The sequence below is a fragment of the Draconibacterium halophilum genome (assembly GCF_010448835.1).
GTDB classification, from domain to species: Bacteria; Bacteroidota; Bacteroidia; order Bacteroidales; family Prolixibacteraceae; genus Draconibacterium; species Draconibacterium halophilum.
Map to the genome: position 1 here is coordinate 871,500 of NZ_CP048409.1, position 18,761 is coordinate 890,260.

An 18,761-nucleotide genomic window follows, 5' to 3' on the forward strand; every position below is an offset into this window, starting at 1 on the left:
TAATTAATATACTGTCACTATTCCTCTGAGTCGGTATTATTTCCCGGTTTATTTTTTTTATTCTTATAAATATTTCGGTAACCTTTTAGCCGTTCTTCGTTTTTCCAGAACACATAGCGGCCGCAGTTTTTAATTTCGTCGGCCGCTTGTTGCATGTAGGTGTAGGCGCGGTCGCGGGTAATTTTCACCTGGTGGTCGATTCCCTTTTCGCCGTTGACTTGTGCCAGTATTATTGCCAGTTCGTCGGCAGTAGTAGTAGCCAGCGGGAGTAAGGTAACATCGAAATTAATTACTGCCAGTGGTTCGGGGTTGGCCTCGCCCAGGGCAGTCAGGTTGCTCAAATCCTGTATCATATCGGCATCGTCGTATCCTTCGGCTATAGCACTTACCCGTTTTAATAATCTTTCGTTGTTACGAAATGCATAACGAAAATCGTGTAATAACTGGTTGCGCAGTTCGTAAGCTGCAGGCGAACGTTTCTCCCATTCTTTTTGGGCATCCTGTGATGTATGCTGTTCGCGTTGCCACATGGCCTCGGCCGTGCGGCAGGCACCGTTGCGCACCGTTAACAAATCGATGGTGGTTTCGGGTAAACCCGCTCCCATTAACTCTGCTTTGTCGTCGAGGCTCCATAAATAAAGGTTTTCATTTTCCTGTATTGCCGCATTAACGGGCATATCAGGTGCTTTTACTTCTTCGGCCGGAATGGCCATAAATGCATTGTAACATGCATCGTAATCTTGTCGGTCTGACATGGTTTTTGATTTTTGTTCGTATCGGGGATACGAGGTTAAACATATAATTTGGTACAATTTATAACTTATGGTAAACATATGCACAATTTGTTTTTATGTTTTGTAGCAGGGTGCAGCTTGTAAAGTTATTCATCAGCTTACTTAAAAGGAGAGCAATCGGTAATTCCCAAAAACTCTTAACTTTGCACCGCAATTTTTAAAACGTCAGGTTAAGTAATGGAAAGAAGAGATGTGGAAATAATGGCGCCTGTGGGTTCGTATGAATCGTTAATGGCCGCCATTCAGGGAGGAGCCGGATCGGTGTATTTTGGTGTTGAAAATCTCAACATGCGTTCGCGCTCGTCCAATAATTTTAATCTCGACGACCTGCGTAAAATTGTGCGTGTTGCCACCGGGAATAAGGTAAAAACTTACCTTACCATGAATGTGGAAATTTTTGATGGCGAATTGGATAAAATGCACGAAGTTATTAATGCCGCTAAAGAAGCAGGAGTTTCAGCAGTTATTGCAGCCGATGTTTCGGTAATTCAATACGCCCGTTCGGTTAACCTTGAAGTGCATATTTCAACACAGGTAAATATTACCAACATTGAAGCTGTAAAATTTTACTCCAATTTTGCCGATGTAGTGGTGCTGGCTCGTGAGATGAACCTGGGGCGGGTATGGGAGATCAGCGACCAGATAAAAAAGCAAAATATTACCGGACCAAACGGCGAGTTGATAAAAATTGAAATGTTTGTGCACGGTGCTTTGTGTATGGCTACCAGCGGTAAATGTTACCTTAGTTTGCACGAAATGAACTCGTCGGCAAATCGTGGTGCCTGTTTGCAAACCTGTAGGCGGGCTTATACGGTAACCGATAAAGAAACCGGTGCCGAGCTGGAGATCGACAACGAATACATCATGTCGCCAAAAGATTTGAAAACCGTTCATTTCCTGAATAAAATACTCGATTCGGGCGTATCGGTGCTTAAAATTGAAGGGCGTGCCCGTTCTCCCGAATACGTTAAAACCGTTGTGCAGTGTTACCGCGAGGCGGTTGATGCTTATTTCGACGAATCGTTTACCGACGAGAAAGTGGAAGACTGGAACGAGAGATTAACATCGGTTTTTAATCGTGGATTTTGGGATGGTTATTACCTCGGCCAGCGATTGGGCGAGTGGAGTAATAACTATGGTTCGAGAGCAAGTAAACGCAAGTTGTACATCGGGAAATGTACCAACTATTTCAAAAAAATAGGTGTTGCCGAATTTAAACTGGAAACAAACAACCTGAAAGTAGGAGATGAGATAATAATTACCGGCCCTACAACAGGAGTATTTCAAACAAGTGTTAATGAAATTCGCTTCGAATTAAAGCCCGTTGATGAAGGTTTAAAAGGGCAACGAATTTCTGTACCCATTGATGCTGTAACACGCAGAGCCGATAAGCTCTTTAAAGTAGTTGATGCCTCACAGGTAAAAGAAAGGAAATAGATTTGTTTTACTTTGTTTCATCTTATCAAAATTGTTTATTGACTAAGGTGTAAGATGGAACGCGCATACGCTAAAATATTTGCCAATATGAAAATATTTTAGATGCTCGTTTCCTTTTTTGACAAAAACAGCTTAACTTAATGGCTGTAAGTCAAAGAGATGGATGTGAGAAAATTGGTTTTCATTTTTATGTTGCTTCTTGCTGCGCCCTTTTCTGTTCAAGCTCAGTTGATTGGATTCAGACTGGCAGCTAATTCCGGCATGTTAATTTCCGAATTCGGAACTTCCGACGTGCCACATCCTGATGCTTTATTCGTTTCTCCGGCTACCAGCAGCGAAAAATTTACACCGCAACTTTCGGCTGGTGTCGAAGGCGAAATTTTATTTCAGGTTACCGAAAAAACATATTTTGGCGTAGAGTTCGATTATTCTCATTTGAAGGGTTTTAATGATGATCCTCCCTATTTTAACTATTTTCTTACCCCTTATTTTTCTCCCCATTATCAGGATGAGTTTATGATTTCTCCGCTTGAGTATAACACGCGCTTATTTAACCTGGCTGTTAACTACAAATACTACTTTATGCCCGATAAAACCTTCACGCCTTTTGTAAAACTTACCGGTGTTGTGGTATTTGTAAGAACGGATTTAAGCTATCGGGAATTACCGGATCCGGATTTGGAGTGGGATGTGTTGTATTCACGAGGAACAAAGAATAGCGAGCAAGACAGCTGGCCGGCATTTCATTTTGGCGGCGGAATTGGTTTTGATTATGCCATTAGCGACAGATTGCTATTTGAAGTAGATGGAACCTGCACCGTTTTAAATTCCGGAATAATCGACGGAGTTCCTAATTTTACGTATGTACAGGAAGAAGGTGTTGATTTATTGCGATACAACCGGCGCCTGTCGTTAACAACGCAGATAAGTGCAGGCTTGGTATACTTATTTGAAATTGGCGATGGAAGAGGACGTGGAAGCGGCGGAAGAGTTGATCCGAATTTGCCATTCTACAGAAACAAAAATTAGCATTATAAACAAAGAAAGCGATGAATTTTCATCGCTTTCTTTTTGAAAGACAAACAACTAATTACCTTTTTCAACTTTGTATTAATTTTTTCAATCAACCTCTTTAAGTCCTTTATAAATACAAAGTTGTTTAAACTTACGGTTACACAACTTTATTGTTTCGAAATAAAGCACGATTAACAAAAATTAATGGTAAAAGATAATAAAAGAGGCCATTGTAAGAATGTTATTTTTCTTATAATGTTTTAAATACTTTTTCCAGTAAAGCTTTGGTGGCCATCACTCCTTGGCGTTCTGAGATTTCGCTTCCCTCATATTCAATACCTACAAAACCTTTGTAACCTGCATCGTCAACTATTTCCATCAGGCGGTAATAATCCATGTTGGCTTCATCGCCGTTAGCATCAAAAACATTGGTTTTGGCACTCACCCCTTTTGCGTATGGCATTAAAAGCTCCACTCCTTTATAGCGGTCGTACTCTTCACCGGTTTCGCGGTTAATGATAAAGTTGCCAAAATCGGGTAAAGTACCAACGCGTTTGTGATCAACCATTTTCATTACGCCGGTAAGCCATTCAGCATTGCTCGATAATCCTCCGTGGTTTTCAACAATAATATTTATTTTTTTGTTGTCGCCGTATTCGCAGAGCATGTGCAATCCGTCGGCCGCCAGTTTTTGTTGTTCCTTGTATTCGCCGCGGCTACCCGCATTTACGCGAATGGAATGACAACCCAAAAATGCCGCAGCGTCAATCCATTTTTTATGATTCTCAACTGTTTTTACGCGCTCTTCTTTTTCAGGATGGCCAACCATACCTTCTCCGTCGCACATAATAAGCACGTTTGTTACACCTTCGTTTTTGGTAATTTTCTTTAATTCAGCCAGGTATTTTTCATCCTTAGCTTTGTCTTTAAAAAACTGGTTTACATACTCAACTCCGTCAATTCCTAATTCACGGGTCACCTTTGGGAAATCGAGGTTTGTCATTTCTCCTCCAAACAAAGCCTTGTTAAACGACCACTCTGCTAATGAAATTTGGTAACGCGATTTTGCTGCATTGATAGCAAAAGCAGGTGAAACAAGCATGGTTCCTGCTGTAGCGGCAGCTGTAGTTCTTAAAAAATTTCTACGATTTGTTTTCATCATTTTAAAATTTAGTTGATATGAAGTACGTTTTAAACTCTAAATAAGATTCGTTTTGTAAACAGGTAATAACAAAGTAACCATTCCAGTGAGAGAACACTTAAAGCGGTTATGAGGTTTATTAAAAATTCAGGCGTTTTAAACCAGGCGAAAAAGCCTGTTGTAAAAATTGATACAAATTCGTTTAACCATTGTGCGCCAACGGTATTCGAAAAAAGGTAGATAAAGATGGAGTTGGTGCCAACAACCACAAAAGGAAAAATCCATTGGTTAATTTTTTTTATATCAATCAGCCAGTAGCTAAAAGCCAAAGCCAGTAGCGCCCAGCCACCCGATGCCAATACAAACGACGAGGTAGCTATGCGTTTAATGATGGGTGTTACCGAAGTCCAGTCGAGGATATAACCGGCAAATAATATCGTTAATCCTGCAACAGATAACAGTTGAACCTTTTTTGGCGCTATTTTAGTCGATTGTAATAATTGCCCGGCCACAACGCCCCAAATGGTATGGGCTGCTGTAGGAAGGCAGTTTATAGCTACCCAGCCCCCGCCATTGTTTATTTTCCCCATTAATAGCATGTCAACCCAGCTCCCAAAATTATGGTCTTTTACAAAGGGTTGATTGTAGCCTTCAAGAGGAAAAGTGCGGTAAAGTATTTCTGATAACAGCAGTATTGCAAGTGAAACAACGATTTGTGTCGACCATTTATACCGCATTAAAAAGTAAGCTATTAAAATGGTAACTGAGAGTTGTGATAAAACGTTCCAAAGTTCCCAAACCAATTTTCTGTTGTAAACACAATGCAGTGCAACACCAAATGCCAAAAGAATAATACAACGCTTTATAATATGCCGTGTAATTGTTGCCTCTGAGTCGCCCCGTTTTTTCCTTTTTGCATACGAAAAAGGCATTGCCACACCAACAATAAACATAAAAAAGGGTTGAATAAGGTCCCAAAATCTTAAGCCATTCCAGGGGTGATGATGAAATTGCCGGAAGAAACTTTCAACAATGGTTCCTTCAATGGGAGGCTGAACCAATACCGACCACAGATGCGTACTCTCGGCTACCAAAAGAAACATGGTAATTCCACGAAAGAAATCGAGAGATAATAGACGGTCTTCAGAAAAGAGTTTACTTGACTTTAAGTTCATCCAGGTATTAGTTAGTTAAAACAAATGTAGCAATATTTCCGGTTTGCCCGGAAAATGAAAATGTATTCTACAGGTTAATAGGAAGCACAGGAATTAAAAAAACTCCGGATGAATTGTCCGGAGTTTTTATTTTAGATGTATTTGTAACGTTTAATATTTCTTTTTGGCGTTTTGTCAAATTCTGTATCAACCAGTTCAATGCGACTTACGTTCTCGTAACGTGGCAATTCCGAATTGGCCTTTTTCCGATTATCGGCCATTATTTCTGGTAAATCTTTCTCGTTAATGCCTTCTGTTTTCATCGATTCAAAATCGGGGTAAACCAGAGCTACCAGTTTGTGGTCGCGCTCAACAACCACACATTCGGCAATATAGCTTTGGTTGCTAAGCTTTGCTTCAATTTCTTCGGGGTATATATTTTGACCCGATGGGCCAAGCAACATATTTTTTGATCGTCCGCGAATATAAATGAAGTTATTTTGATCAATTACACCAAGGTCGCCGGTTTTTAGCCAGCCATCTTCGGTGAGCACAGCTTTTGTCTCCTTCTCGTTTTTGAAATAGCCTAGCATTACATTTTCGCCTTTTACCTGTATTTCTCCAACCACACTGTAAGGATCTTCCGAATCGATTCGTACTTCCATACGGTCGACAAGTGTTCCGGCCGACGACGGCATTGTTTTATCCCACGATTCGTAACTAATCAGCGGGCCACATTCTGTCATTCCGTAGCCAATTGTAAACGGGAAATTTATACGTTTAAAGAAAGCTTCAACATCGGCACTCAGTGGTGCTCCGCCAATAACAATTTCGAAGAAGCGTCCGCCAAATGTTTCAATCATTTTCGTTCTAATCTTTTTTAGAATTATATTGGAAATGATCGGAACTTTCAGCATGATTTTTACGGCAGGCTTTTCAATAGCAGGCAGAATACGTTTTTTGTAAATCTTTTCAATTACAAGTGGCACCGATAGAATCAGGTGTGGTTTTATTTCGCCAAACGCTTTTGTTATAACAGCCGGCGAAGGCATTTTGCTAAGGAAAGTAATGTGGCAGCCTTTACTCACCGGAAATAGAAATTCGAACAACAAGCCGTAAACATGCGCCATTGGTAAAAACGAAACAATTTTATTCCCGGCTTCCAGTGGCATGTGCTCCCGGGCAAAAATAATGTTCGAGAGCAGACTCCGCTCCGGTATCATTACTCCTTTTGTAAACCCCGATGTTCCCGATGTATACGAGATAATACACATTTCTTCGGGTTCCCATTCTTCAAAAACAAAAGCTTCTTTGCTTAATTTGTTTTCCTTGTAGTACTGAAATCCATCGTTCAGTTTGTATCGGATGTTTTCATCTATTCCCGAATGAAAGCTAAAATCTTCCAGTTTAACTATTGCCTGCAGGTTTTCCGACAATGTAAGGTCAACTTTTTCTAAAAGGGCGGTTGCTCCAATAACCAGCTTCGATTCGGAATGGTTGATAATGTGATTTGTATCATTTTTATTGAAATCGGGCAGGATTGGAACAATAACCAGTCCGGCAGAAATGGCCGATAGAAAAGTGGCAGCCCAGTGTGATGAGTTTCGTCCCAGAACGGCAATCTTATCACCTCGCTGCAGCCCGGCAAGTTGGTAGAACAGGTGCAGTGATTTTATTGTTGCTGCAATGTCTTTATAATAGTAATCTCCACCATCAAAATCAGAAAAAGCTTGTTCTTCCCAATTTTGATGAAAAGTGGCAGTAAAAATTTTTGCTAATGTTTGATCACGCATTTATAGCACTTTAAAATTTAACTTTTAAAAATACCATATTTAGCATTAAAACAAATTGTTTGAAGGTAAATATGATAACATCGTTGGTGGTGAAACCGCTAATTGCCCGAAAAGTTTGGGGTTGAAGCAAAAAAAAGGCCAACCCTGTAGGTAGCGGGTTGGCTTTGTATTCCTTGTTATGCTTTTTCTTGATCTAATTATTAGTTTGCTTTCAGGGACAGTGAAGGACAGTTTGCGAATGTGAATTTTAAACCGCGGTGTTTTTAACTTCAATCAAGTCCTAACAAGGAAACGAATGCGAGGAGATAAATTTTTATATTTTATCTGTTCAGTATAAAAAGAACTGTTTCTGAATTACGATTCAAAACTACGAAATTGATGTGAAACAAAATGAGGTAATATATAAGCGGTAGGTTCTGGCGAATAAGCGGTAGGTTCTGGCGAATAAGTGGTAATTTGCTTTACTCAACAATTGGAACCAAAAGTGTAATTTTTGCTCCCGGGTTTGTTTTTCCCGGGTATAGTTCTTCATAATAAAGTGTAGTTTTAACATGATATTTTTCGCCAATCAGCTGAATTCTTTTTTGGGTGAGGCTGGAGGCCATATTCAGGTGGCTTTTTGTTTTTGAGAATGCTTTTGATTTCTCAAACCCAATTCCATTGTCTTCAATTACTATTCGAATACTTCTTTCATTCACGTAAATAAATCGGATGATTATTTTTCCATGGCTTTGCAATTGCGATATCCCATGCCAAATAGCATTTTCAACAAAAGGTTGTACAATCATTGAAGGAATGTTATAATCGTCTTGCTGCAATTGCTCGTCGATAATAACACTAAAATCAAAATGGTTTTCCATTCTGAATTGTTCCAGTTCGATATAATTTCTCAAACGTTCTACTTCATCATCCAGTAAAACTGAGTTTGATTTAATGGAGTTCATCGTTTGTCTGATTAGCCGTGCAAACCTCGATAGATAAGTACCTGCTTCTTCCGATTTATTTTGAAGTAAAAATTTCTGAATAGAACCAAGCGAATTGAAAATAAAATGAGGGTTCATCATCGATTGTAAAGCCCTGTTTTCAAGAGTAACAAGCTGGTTGTCCTTTTCGCGTTCGCGAAGTTGCCGGCGATAATAACTCCTGATAATCAGAAATCCTAAAAACAGGAAGATGAGTACCCCTGCAATTTTTGTAATTAGTAGTTGGAAAAAGGTGGGAACCACAGTAACCGGAAGTTCAATTACCTCACTGTAGGGCTCCATGTTTTTTCTTGATTTCAGTTTAAAAGTATAGTGCCCGGGTTTTAGGTTCAGATAAACTACCCGGTTTTCTGTGCCCGATATCCAATCGTCGTTTACACCTTCAAGCATGTAAGCATAATCAGATGGCGACGAAGAGAAATTAAGACTGGAGAATTCAATGCTTAACCGGTCTATGTTTTTATAAACTATTTCTCCGTGAGTTAGATTGATCTCTTTTTCGTCGAGTGCTACTTTCGAAAAGTAGGGTTTTGTTGGTACAGATATGGCATTAACACATTCGCTTACCGGAATAAGTGTTAGTCCGTCGTCGGATGCAACGTATAAAATATTGTTTTGAGCATACAGGTCGTTAATGTTGTTGAATGTAATGTTCAGGCGATTGAGTACTGCTGTTTTACCCGCAATAATTTCTTTCGGATTTGAAATAAAATAAACGGTTCTTTGATTAAACAGAAAAAGTGTTCCGTTATAGTAAATCATATCTTTTAATTTCTGAATGATATGATTTTCAAGGTTATCAATAAGGTTATAAGTTTTATTATTGTGTATTAGAACCAGTTCCGATTTGTCGGCTTCCTCAATTTGCAATACCTCGCTGGTTGAGTCGATTGTAATATTCGAAGCTATCCATTTTCCGTCAAATGCGCTGTAAATTGGATCGGGAATAATGTTTCCGTCTTTAATAACATGGTTTGTATTTCCATTTACAATTAAATCCTGTTTGTAATTAAGAAAGATATTGCGAATTCGTCCCCAGTCGGTATAGGCTATGCGGAATTGCTGAAAATCGTTTTTTAGTTCACGATAAAATAAATTATCATTTAAATAAAAATTCACTCTTGATTCGGAAGGGTCGACTACCGGTTTTTTAACGTAGATATTTGTTTTATTAAACTCGTCGTATTTGATTGTATGGGTTGCCGGGTCGATTCGAAGATTCTTGTATATGTATAGCGGCGTACTGGAACCGGTCAACAGCAATGTATTGTTAGCTAGTTGAGTTATATTATCAAGAATAAATTCACCCACCTCTAATTTATCTTCAAGTATTTTCCCATCTTTAAAAGCAAATACTGATTTGCCATTGGTAAGCCACAAGAAATCTTTATTTGATGGTGAAATTGTTTGTACTCCCTTATCTTCAAATTTATCTGTTTCAATAGTTTTGAATTTTAATATGCCGTTGTTTATTTTATAAACACCATAAGTGGTAGAGCTGGTCCATAAATTATTTTGCTTGTCGATAACGAGGTTTTGAATTTTATCCATCTTATGGTGAAAGATCAGGCTATCGTTTTTATAACAAAACAGGCCGTTGTCGAATGTCGATACCCACAAGAGTTCATCCTTAACCAGCATGTCGTTAATCACCTTTGCATCAATCTTTACGTAGTTCTTCGAAACCAACCGAGACCCCTGGAACAGATGAATGTTTCCCTCCATGTCGCAAACGTAGGTAACTCCTTCGGAATCTGTTGTTACTCTGGTAACATAAAAATCAAGCCGGTGTATTTCTGCAATTTCATCTACTGAATTTTTTTCAACTATGCGGTTACTGTCCCAAAAAAGGAGATTATTATTTGTGTTTCTGGTAATATCAAAAATAATTGAACCGTTTTGGTCGGATGGTATATAATCTATATATCGGTTGCTTTTTATAACAGCAACTTCTCCGGCTCCGTTGTACATGTAAATGGTTGAGTCATTATCCTGGAAAAAATTGTGGTAATAAAAGTTTGTTTTTATTTCATCCAGAAAGGGCGAATTTTTTTCGTTGAATACCTGATTTTTATAGATATAATTAACCGAACCATCAATGTTCATACACCATATTCTTCCTTCCACATCTTCTTTCAAACGAACAGTTCGGTTATAACTCATCCCTTCGTTGGTGGTATAGCGAACATAGCTTGTTCCATCAAAACGAACAAGGCCGGCAGTAGTACCAAACCATAAAAAATCATTTCTATCCTGTAATACACAAAAAACCTTGTTGGTTGGCAATCCGTCGGCAATGGTATAGTTTGTAATAAACGGATTTTGCCCGCAAAGAAGCTGGGTAAAATATAATATTAGTGTTGGTATTAACAGGAGTTTTTTCACTATTCGATTGATTTGGAATAATTTGAAACTGCTTCTTTAAACTCATTGTATTTTCTACGCGATATTGCCAACTCTGTTTTGTCGTCCAAAATAGCGTAGTAACCCTCGAAGCTTGAAAACCCCTTCAGAAAATTTAGATTTATTAAGGTGGATTTATGGATGCGGACAAATATTGAAGGATCAAGAATTTTTTCAATTTCTCCAACTGGTTTACTCGACACCACTTGCTCCAGTCCCGATAAATTAATTACCGAGTAAGCTCCATCGGCCTCAATATACCTGATTTTCTCAACTTCAACTATCTCAAAACCAAACTTTTCAATTACCGTTATTTTAGGGGCGTATACAAAACCATCGTTAGCCTGGCGGGTTAAGTTGTTTAATGATTCGTCATAAGTATTTTGTATTTTCTGATTTTGCCGGCGAAGATCGAGGTGCGAAGTTGCTTTACTTACTGCTTCTTTCAACTCTTCCGGATCGATTGGTTTTAGCAGGTAATCAATGGCATTTGTTTTAATGGCGCGTAAAGCATATTCTTCGTAGGCTGTTGTAAAAATAATAGCGTAGTCTTCTTTTTGAATACTGGCCAGAAAATCAAACCCATTCTCTCCGGGCATCGAAATGTCAAGGAAGATTAATTGCACATCCCAATTGTTCAATAACTCCCGTCCCTGGCTGGCCGAACTGGCCGTATCACAGATATTAATATTCGGGCAATTACGCTCAAGTAATATTTTTAGTGCCTCCTGTACATTCTTCTCGTCGTCAATTATTATGGCGTTGTATGTGGTCATCACTAACAAAGATAGAATTAATTGCAAAAAATATTTTGTTTTTATATAAGCGGTAGGTTCTGGCGAATAAACGGTAATTTTCATTACCTCCGATTGATCTGTTCAAGCGTTTTTCTATCCAAACTCGCCGGTTAACATGGTATTAACATAAGAGTTAGTTGCTGACAATAAAAGACTTAGGGGTCTTTAACAATCGGTTAACGTTATTGCTTTAAACTTTATACATATATTGAAGTCATAGTTAATGAAAACAATAAATAGAAACAACAAGTTATGAAACGATTAAACAAAGTTCTTTTAACAGCAGCTCTTGCACTAATTGCAGGGGCAACATTGGCAACAGGAAATCTAAAAGTAAACATTTCAGAAGGCGAAGGTGCTGAAGCCCACGTTCGAGTTACAAATGCGGTAGAAAGTCAATTTGAAATGGAAATCCGCAATATGAAAAATGATATTATTTACTACAAACAGATCCAGCAGCCATTGAAGATGGTTTTAAATACGTATGATTTTTCAAAACTCAGAAATGGCGAATATACCTTTACGGTAAAACTTGATGAAGAAAAGAACACAACAGTTCTTTCAGTGAATAACGGCGATGTTGAAGTTATAGACCAAACCAAACAGGTTCGTCCGTATTTTGGTTTAAACAACGACCAATTAAACATTACGTATCTGAATTTTGCAACACGTGATGTAAAGTTGTATTTGTACGACGAATCAAACGATAATTTGATTCACGAAGACATGCTTGGATCGGAGTTTGCACTTAATCATGCCATCGATCTTTCGAAACTTAACAATGGCAGCTATGAGGCTGTATTGGTAAGTGATAATGGAATATACGAATATCAAATTAATCTCAATTAATATTTTTCGTAAGTTTAGGTAGTTAAATTAGTTAGTTTTGGTAAAGCGAATCCGCAAGGGTTCGCTTTTTTTATGAGCTAAAATCAGTGGTTAATGCAATCGCTTCTCTTTGGTTTTAGGTCAGTAATTACAATTTTCTTTACACTTCTTCTGAAATTTTCGGATTATGCACCTGCACATGTCACCCCTGGCTGGGCAAACGATAATCTCAAAGAAGGTTCTCATATCTTCAATTTTTAACTCAATTAGCTTCGCGCTGTTATTAATCACGGCAAAATTAACAACTATTAACATATCCCTGAAATGCCTATGTATAAAGCAAGTGAGGGTGTAAAATAAAAAATGTTTAATAAAAAACATAAAAAACTAAACAAAATAGAGCACTTATTCCTTATAGTATTGAAAATGAATTGAAAACAATAATTTAAAATTTAGAAACATGAAAACTTTATTTGTAGGAATTTTTGCAATGCTGATAACAAGTGTTGCTATGGCGTCAGGAAATTTAAAAGTGAATATGACTGACAACGAAAGTGAAACAACTGTAATGGAAATTACGAACGCAGAAGTGGTTAATTACGAAATTGAATTAACCGATGCATGGGGAAACAAAATTTACGAGATGAATACTGAAATCCCGCGCGGTGACTTTGAAAAGCGTTATGATTTATCTGGTCTGGAAAATGGAACATATTGGTATTTTGTAAGAACAGGTGATGAGGAAGTTAGTAAGCAGCTATCAGTTGAGTACGGAGATGTGGAAGTAATGAGTATGCGGAAAACTGTTGATCCTTATTTTCATCAAGTTGGAGAAAAAGTAAACTTGACTTACTTAAATTATGAGAATGAAAAAATTAATCTTTATGTATACGAGAATAGTACTTTGTTAAAAGAGATTAGTTTGGGTAATGAATTTACTATTCACAAAAGAATAGACCTTTCGGATTTAAATCCAGGCGAGTACAGCGTGGTTCTAACCAACGAGATGGATATTTACGAAGAAAGTATTGTAATCAATTAATAAACGCGAAGACAGAAAAAAGGTGATGAGCGGATTTCCAATTGGAAGTCCGCTTCTTACATTTAAAACGTTTGCCAAAAACGAACCCGGGTTCCTTTTACATCTTTCAGTCTTAAACTGAATCTTTAGAATTTGAACATCAATAAGGTTAGTAAGAATATTTTCATGGGCTTACAAAAAAAAGAACTTTTCTGAATTAGGCGTGTTTTAATACTATCAAAAATACTGCATCATGAAAACGATTATTACCATTTTGCTCGCCTTTCTTTTAGTTCCGGCATTTTCGCAACCCGATGCAAAGGTAAAAACCGGAGATAAAATCATTGATTTTAAAGTTCTGTTAATTGACAGCAAGGAAATTCCGCTAAATGAATTATACGGCCAGTCGCCAATTGTTCTAGTTGTTCTCAGGGGGTGGCCCGAATATCAATGTCCGATTTGCACGCGTCAGGTAGGTGAGCTTGTTGCTGAGGCCGATCAATTTAAAAGCTACGGAGCAAAGGTTTTGATGATTTATCCGGGGCCGTCGGAAGTACTGCGGGAAAAGGCAGAGGAGTTTACTGAAGACATTACTTTTCCAGAAGGATTTTATTTTGCACTCGATCCAAATTATTTGATGGTAAATAAATATGGCCTTAGATGGGATGCACCCAAAGAAACAGCTTATCCTTCTACTTTTGTGATTGATAAAGGAGGAGAAGTAGTTTTTGCCAAAGTAAGCTCGGGTCACGGAGGAAGAGCCGATGTAGAAGAAGTAATGGCTGCTTTAAAAGGATTGTAAGCAAAATAAAAGCCAGCCCCAAACGGAACCGGCTTTATATTTTATATCTGGATTCTAATCTTTTAATCCTCCAATATTCTAATCTTCCTTATACGCTTCAATCAAAATCTCAAGAATTTTTTTACCTGCACCGGCAACGCTGGTACCAGGGCCAAAAATGGCTACTGCACCTGCATCGTACAAGTATTGGTAATCCTGATGAGGGATAACACCACCGCAAATAACCATGATGTCGTCGCGACCTAGTTTTTTCAGCTCGGCAATAATGGCAGGAACCAGTGTTTTATGACCGGCTGCCAGTGAAGAAACACCTACAACGTGCACGTCGTTTTCAACGGCTTGTTTAGCACTTTCTTCCGGAGTCTGGAATAATGGTCCCATATCAACATCGAAACCAAGGTCGGCATAACCGGTAGCAACAACTTTTGCACCACGGTCGTGACCGTCCTGACCCATTTTAGCGACCATAATACGTGGCTGACGACCTTGCAATTCTGCGAATTTCTTCGCTAAAGCCTGAGCTTCCTGGAATTCAGACTTGTCTTGTGCTTCTGCTTTATACACGCCTTCAATAGTTCTGATTACTGCTTTATAACGTCCTGCGATTTTTTCGCAAGCATCTGAAATTTCACCCAACGAAGCACGTTTCTGTGCTGCTTCAACAGCTAGTGCCAATAAGTTGCCTTTACCTGTTTCTGCAGACTTTGTAATTGCTTCCAATGCTTTTTGTACATCTTCTTCGTTACGCTCAGCACGCAGCTTCTCCAAACGCTCGATTTGCGACTTACGAACTGCAGTATTGTCAATATCTAAAATATCAATCGGATCTTCTTTATCTAAACGGTATTTGTTGATACCCACAATTGTTTGCGATCCACCGTCAATACGTCCTTGTGCACGTGCTGCAGCTTCTTCAATACGCATTTTTGGTACGCCGGTTTCAATTGCTTTGGCCATACCGCCAAGTTTTTCAACTTCCTCGATATGCGCCCATGCTTTTTGTGCCAGCTCGTGCGTTAATGCTTCAACGTAGTACGAACCTGCCCATGGATCGGCTGCACGACAAAGTTCAGTTTCCTGTTGGATGTACAACTGCGTGTTACGTGCAATACGTGCCGAGAAATCGGTTGGCAATGCAATCGCTTCATCAAGCGCGTTGGTGTGCAAACTCTGTGTTCCACCCAATGTGGCAGCCATTGCTTCAATAGCAGTACGGCCAACGTTGTTAAACGGATCCTGCTCAGTTAACGACCAACCAGAAGTTTGCGAGTGCGTACGCAATGCCATCGATTTTGGGTTTTTCGGATTAAATTGTTTAACCAGTTTCGCCCAGATCATACGCGCAGCACGCATTTTTGCAATCTCCATAAAGTGGTTCATTCCAATTGCCCAGAAGAACGACAAACGCGGTGCGAAAGCATCGATGTCTAAACCGGCTTTAACACCTGTGCGTAAATAATCTAAACCGTCGGCAAGGGTGTAAGCCATTTCAATATCGGCAGTTGCCCCAGCTTCCTGCATGTGGTAACCCGAAATCGAGATTGAGTTGAATTTTGGCATTTTTTGAGAAGTGAACTCAAAAATGTCGGCAATAATTTTCATCGAGAACTCAGGTGGGTAAATGTATGTGTTACGCACCATAAATTCTTTCAGAATATCGTTCTGAATAGTCCCTGAAAGTTGTTCCAGAGTAGCGCCTTGTTCCAAACCTGTAACAATGTAAAATGCCAATACAGGAAGAACAGCACCGTTCATGGTCATCGATACCGACATTTTATCCAACGGAATCTGATCGAAAAGGATCTTCATATCCAGAATCGAGTCGATAGCCACACCAGCTTTCCCAACGTCGCCAACCACACGTTCGTGGTCTGAGTCGTATCCGCGGTGTGTTGCCAGGTCGAATGCCACTGACAAACCTTTCTGACCGGCCGCTAAGTTACGACGGTAGAAAGCATTTGATTCTTCGGCAGTAGAAAAACCGGCGTACTGACGGATTGTCCATGGACGCATGGCGTACATTGCCGAGTAAGGTCCGCGAAGGTAAGGTGCCAAACCTGCTGCATAGTTCAGGTGCTCCATTCCTTCAAGGTCTTCTTTGGTGTAAACCGGTTTAACAGGAATCTGCTCCGGTGTTAACCAATCTTTTTTGATGTTATTTTTTGCAGCCCAGTCAGATGCTTTCGCCTGCTCGGTAGCTGCTTTTATGTTTATGTCTTTAAAATCTGGCTTCATAATTTCAGCTATTTGATACTTGATACTTGATACTTGATTCTCGATACTGGATTTCTTATCCAGCATCCAGTGACCAGTATCTAGCATCTGTTGTTTTATATTCCCAGTTTATTTTGATATCCCTTCAGTTCTTCCAAAATATTGCTTTTCACGTGAATGAAGTTTGTGATTCCTTTTGCTTTCAGTTCGTCTGCACATGCAGGAGCTCCGGCAACAACCAAAATTTCTTCATCCAATTGCTCAGCAAGTTTCGGAGCAATTTCAGCATACTCATCATCCGAACTACAAATAACAACAATGTCGGCGCCTGCTTTTTTAGCTGCGGCAACACCTTCTTCAACTGTTGCGAATCCGTTGTTATCCTGAACACTGAATCCGGCAACTGCAAAAAAGTTGCAGGCGAACTGTGCACGTGCCTTGCGGAAAGTAAGATTACCAATGGTAAGCATAAATGCCAGCGGACGTTTGTTCTCGCGTGCGTACATATCAGTAGTGTAACGTAATGTCTCAAATGGTTGAGCTCCGCGGTAAGGTTTCAGTGTTTCTACTCCAGCACCTTCTTCAGTCAGGTCAACTGCTTCGAAAAGTGAACCATCGAAATCCGCTTTCATTTCTTCCGTGAAATTAGGGAACTGGTTGGTACCCAAAAAGTTTTCGCGACGTTGAGCGATCTTTTTGTCACGATCAGCAGCCATTGCTTTAACCTCTGCCTGAACAAATCCTTCTTTAAAAGCAGCAATAAAACCACCTTTCTCCTGAACAGCAAGGAAAAGTTCCCATGCCTGATTGGCTAACGATTCAGTAAGTGTTTCAATGTAGTACGAACCTGCTGAAGGATCGGCAATCTTATCGAAATGCGATTCTTCTTTTAACAGGATCTGCTGGTTACGTGCAATACGCTCCGAGAAAGGAGTAGTTTCTTCGAAAACCGCGTTAAAAGGAAGAACAGTAACCGAGTGTGCGCCGCCCAAAGTGGCCGACATTGCTTCGGTTTGAGTACGCAGCATGTTTACATACGGATCGTAAACCGTTTTGTTAAAGCGTTGAGTTTCGCTATGAACGATCATTTTAGCCGAACTTTTACACTCCGGTCCGTAAGCTTCAACAATTTTCGACCATAAAAGTCGGCCGGCACGCAACTTGGCTATTTCCATAAAATAGTTGTTGCTGATACCCATGTTGAATTTAATTGCTTTTGCTGCATCGTCAACACTTAAACCGGCTTCGGTTAATTGTGTTAAGTACTCAGCACCCTGAGCCAGCGAGAAAGCCAACTCCTGAGTAATTGATGATCCGCTGTTGGCGAAGAATTTTCCGTGAACGCCAATAACGCGGAAATTCTTTACCGCTTTTGCGGCCTCAATTGCCGGAACAAGTTTTGTTACTGCATCTTTTTCAATTTTACCTTTTAAAGTGAAAGTACCAATGGGATCGATGGATGCCGAAGCAATCACATTATCGTTGTCCCAGTTGCCTTCCGAAACGTAAGCTGAAAAAACTTCGGCGCAGTTGCAGTTGTCGCAAGGGCAAACCAGGTTAACTTCGGCTGCTTCCAGACAAATGTCTTTTAGCAACACTCCCAGGCTTTCCTTGGTAACCGAACCACATTCGCTGAAAAGGAAACCCAAAGAGGTAATCCCTTTTCCAAGAATTTCCAAAGCTTTTTTGTTTGCTTCTTCAAAATCGGTAACAAAGATGTTTTGACGAATGAACCAATCGTTGTTGGTTTTATTATTTCCCCGCACATATGGAAATTCTCCCGGTAAGCTATCCAGGTACTCTTTCCCTGCAAGGTTTTCCTGACGGTAATACGGGCGCACTTTGAATCCCTCGTAAGTTTTCCAAACCAGCGAACGCTCGTAGTCTTTGCCTTTTAAATCGGCATTAATTTTTGCTTCCCACTCTTCTGTTGATATGGGTGCAAAATCGGTGAACAGTTTTTGCTCTTTATCTGCCATGTTGAAAATTGTTATTGAAAATCGAGTGGCAAAATTAGGGATTTAAATGTTTGTACCTCAGAATCACTATGGTTTTTGGCCAATGTTAACAAAAATCATATTAATCATGGGCTCAATTTAATGTTGAGGTAAAGTAGATCATGAACGCAGGTAAATAACTCTGAATTAAAAGCAAAGAACAAAGAGGAAGAATTCTACAAAACCGGGTTCCTAATTTTCTGATAAATGTACTTGTGTAAATTTTTTCACAACAGTTAATTTTTAAATTAACATATATTAACAAAACCTCTGTAAGTGTTGATAGTAATGACATATGGATGTGTTTAATCAGTTAGTGTTTAATGAAAAAAGTAAAAGAATAAACAAAAAGTGTTTAAGATTGTATTAGTTGTAGTTAAACA

Annotated in this window: 13 protein-coding genes; 5 read left to right on the top strand and 8 right to left on the bottom strand. The window is 39.3% G+C overall.

What is annotated here, in order from left to right:
• Positions 1 to 17: 17 nt before the first annotated feature.
• Entirely contained in the window at positions 18 to 755 is a 738-nt protein-coding gene (locus tag G0Q07_RS03435; protein WP_163344773.1) for a hypothetical protein, read from the bottom strand.
• Between the two features lie 216 nt (positions 756 to 971).
• Here G0Q07_RS03435 and G0Q07_RS03440 point away from each other — a divergent pair, with 216 nt between their 5' ends.
• Both G0Q07_RS03440 and G0Q07_RS03445 read left to right on the top strand, forming a co-directional pair.
• Entirely contained in the window at positions 972 to 2,231 is a 1,260-nt protein-coding gene (locus G0Q07_RS03440; protein WP_163344774.1) for a peptidase U32 family protein, read from the top strand.
• 165 nt (positions 2,232 to 2,396) lie between these two features.
• Entirely contained in the window at positions 2,397 to 3,260 is an 864-nt protein-coding gene (locus G0Q07_RS03445; RefSeq protein WP_163344775.1) for an outer membrane beta-barrel protein, read from the top strand.
• Positions 3,261 to 3,495: 235 nt separating this feature from the next.
• Here the strand turns inward: G0Q07_RS03445 and G0Q07_RS03450 are convergent, their stop codons facing one another.
• The 5 genes from G0Q07_RS03450 to G0Q07_RS03470 all read right to left on the bottom strand — a co-directional run bounded on the left by G0Q07_RS03450 (position 3,496) and on the right by G0Q07_RS03470 (position 11,579).
• Positions 3,496 to 4,404, bottom strand: coding sequence for a sugar phosphate isomerase/epimerase family protein (locus G0Q07_RS03450; protein ID WP_203532666.1), 909 nt, complete (start codon positions 4,402 to 4,404; stop codon positions 3,496 to 3,498).
• A gap of 32 nt (positions 4,405 to 4,436) precedes the next feature.
• Positions 4,437 to 5,561: an acyltransferase family protein gene (locus tag G0Q07_RS03455; protein ID WP_163344777.1), complete on the bottom strand. Its 1,125-nt coding sequence runs from the start codon at positions 5,559 to 5,561 to the stop codon at positions 4,437 to 4,439.
• Between the two features lie 131 nt (positions 5,562 to 5,692).
• A complete protein-coding gene (locus G0Q07_RS03460; RefSeq protein ID WP_163344778.1) occupies positions 5,693 to 7,333 on the bottom strand; it encodes an AMP-binding protein in 1,641 nt (546 codons plus the stop codon).
• A 461-nt stretch (positions 7,334 to 7,794) separates the two neighbouring features.
• Positions 7,795 to 10,701 carry a sensor histidine kinase gene (locus tag G0Q07_RS03465; RefSeq protein ID WP_163344779.1) on the bottom strand — a complete coding sequence of 969 codons (2,907 nt, stop codon included), beginning with the start codon at positions 10,699 to 10,701 and terminating at the stop codon, positions 7,795 to 7,797.
• On the bottom strand, positions 10,701 to 11,579 hold the full coding sequence (locus tag G0Q07_RS03470) for a LytR/AlgR family response regulator transcription factor (RefSeq protein ID WP_163344780.1): 879 nt from the start codon (positions 11,577 to 11,579) through the stop codon (positions 10,701 to 10,703). The genes G0Q07_RS03465 and G0Q07_RS03470 overlap by 1 nt, the downstream gene beginning before the upstream one ends.
• A gap of 189 nt (positions 11,580 to 11,768) precedes the next feature.
• Between G0Q07_RS03470 and G0Q07_RS03475 the strand changes: the two genes are divergently transcribed.
• The 3 genes from G0Q07_RS03475 (at position 11,769) to G0Q07_RS03485 (ending at position 14,167) form a co-directional block, all read left to right on the top strand.
• Positions 11,769 to 12,365, top strand: coding sequence for a hypothetical protein (locus tag G0Q07_RS03475; RefSeq protein WP_163344781.1), 597 nt, complete (start codon positions 11,769 to 11,771; stop codon positions 12,363 to 12,365).
• Between the two features lie 439 nt (positions 12,366 to 12,804).
• The gene (locus G0Q07_RS03480; RefSeq protein WP_163344782.1) at positions 12,805 to 13,386 is read left to right on the top strand and encodes a hypothetical protein; all 582 of its coding nucleotides are present in this window, start codon (positions 12,805 to 12,807) and stop codon (positions 13,384 to 13,386) included.
• Positions 13,387 to 13,618: 232 nt separating this feature from the next.
• Positions 13,619 to 14,167, top strand: coding sequence for a peroxiredoxin family protein (locus G0Q07_RS03485; RefSeq protein ID WP_163344783.1), 549 nt, complete (start codon positions 13,619 to 13,621; stop codon positions 14,165 to 14,167).
• A 78-nt stretch (positions 14,168 to 14,245) separates the two neighbouring features.
• Here the strand turns inward: G0Q07_RS03485 and scpA are convergent, their stop codons facing one another.
• Positions 14,246 to 16,402: a methylmalonyl-CoA mutase gene (scpA, locus tag G0Q07_RS03490; protein WP_163344784.1), complete on the bottom strand. Its 2,157-nt coding sequence runs from the start codon at positions 16,400 to 16,402 to the stop codon at positions 14,246 to 14,248.
• Between the two features lie 95 nt (positions 16,403 to 16,497).
• On the bottom strand, positions 16,498 to 18,360 hold the full coding sequence (locus tag G0Q07_RS03495; RefSeq protein ID WP_163344785.1) for a methylmalonyl-CoA mutase family protein: 1,863 nt from the start codon (positions 18,358 to 18,360) through the stop codon (positions 16,498 to 16,500).
• Positions 18,361 to 18,761: the final 401 nt, after the last annotated feature.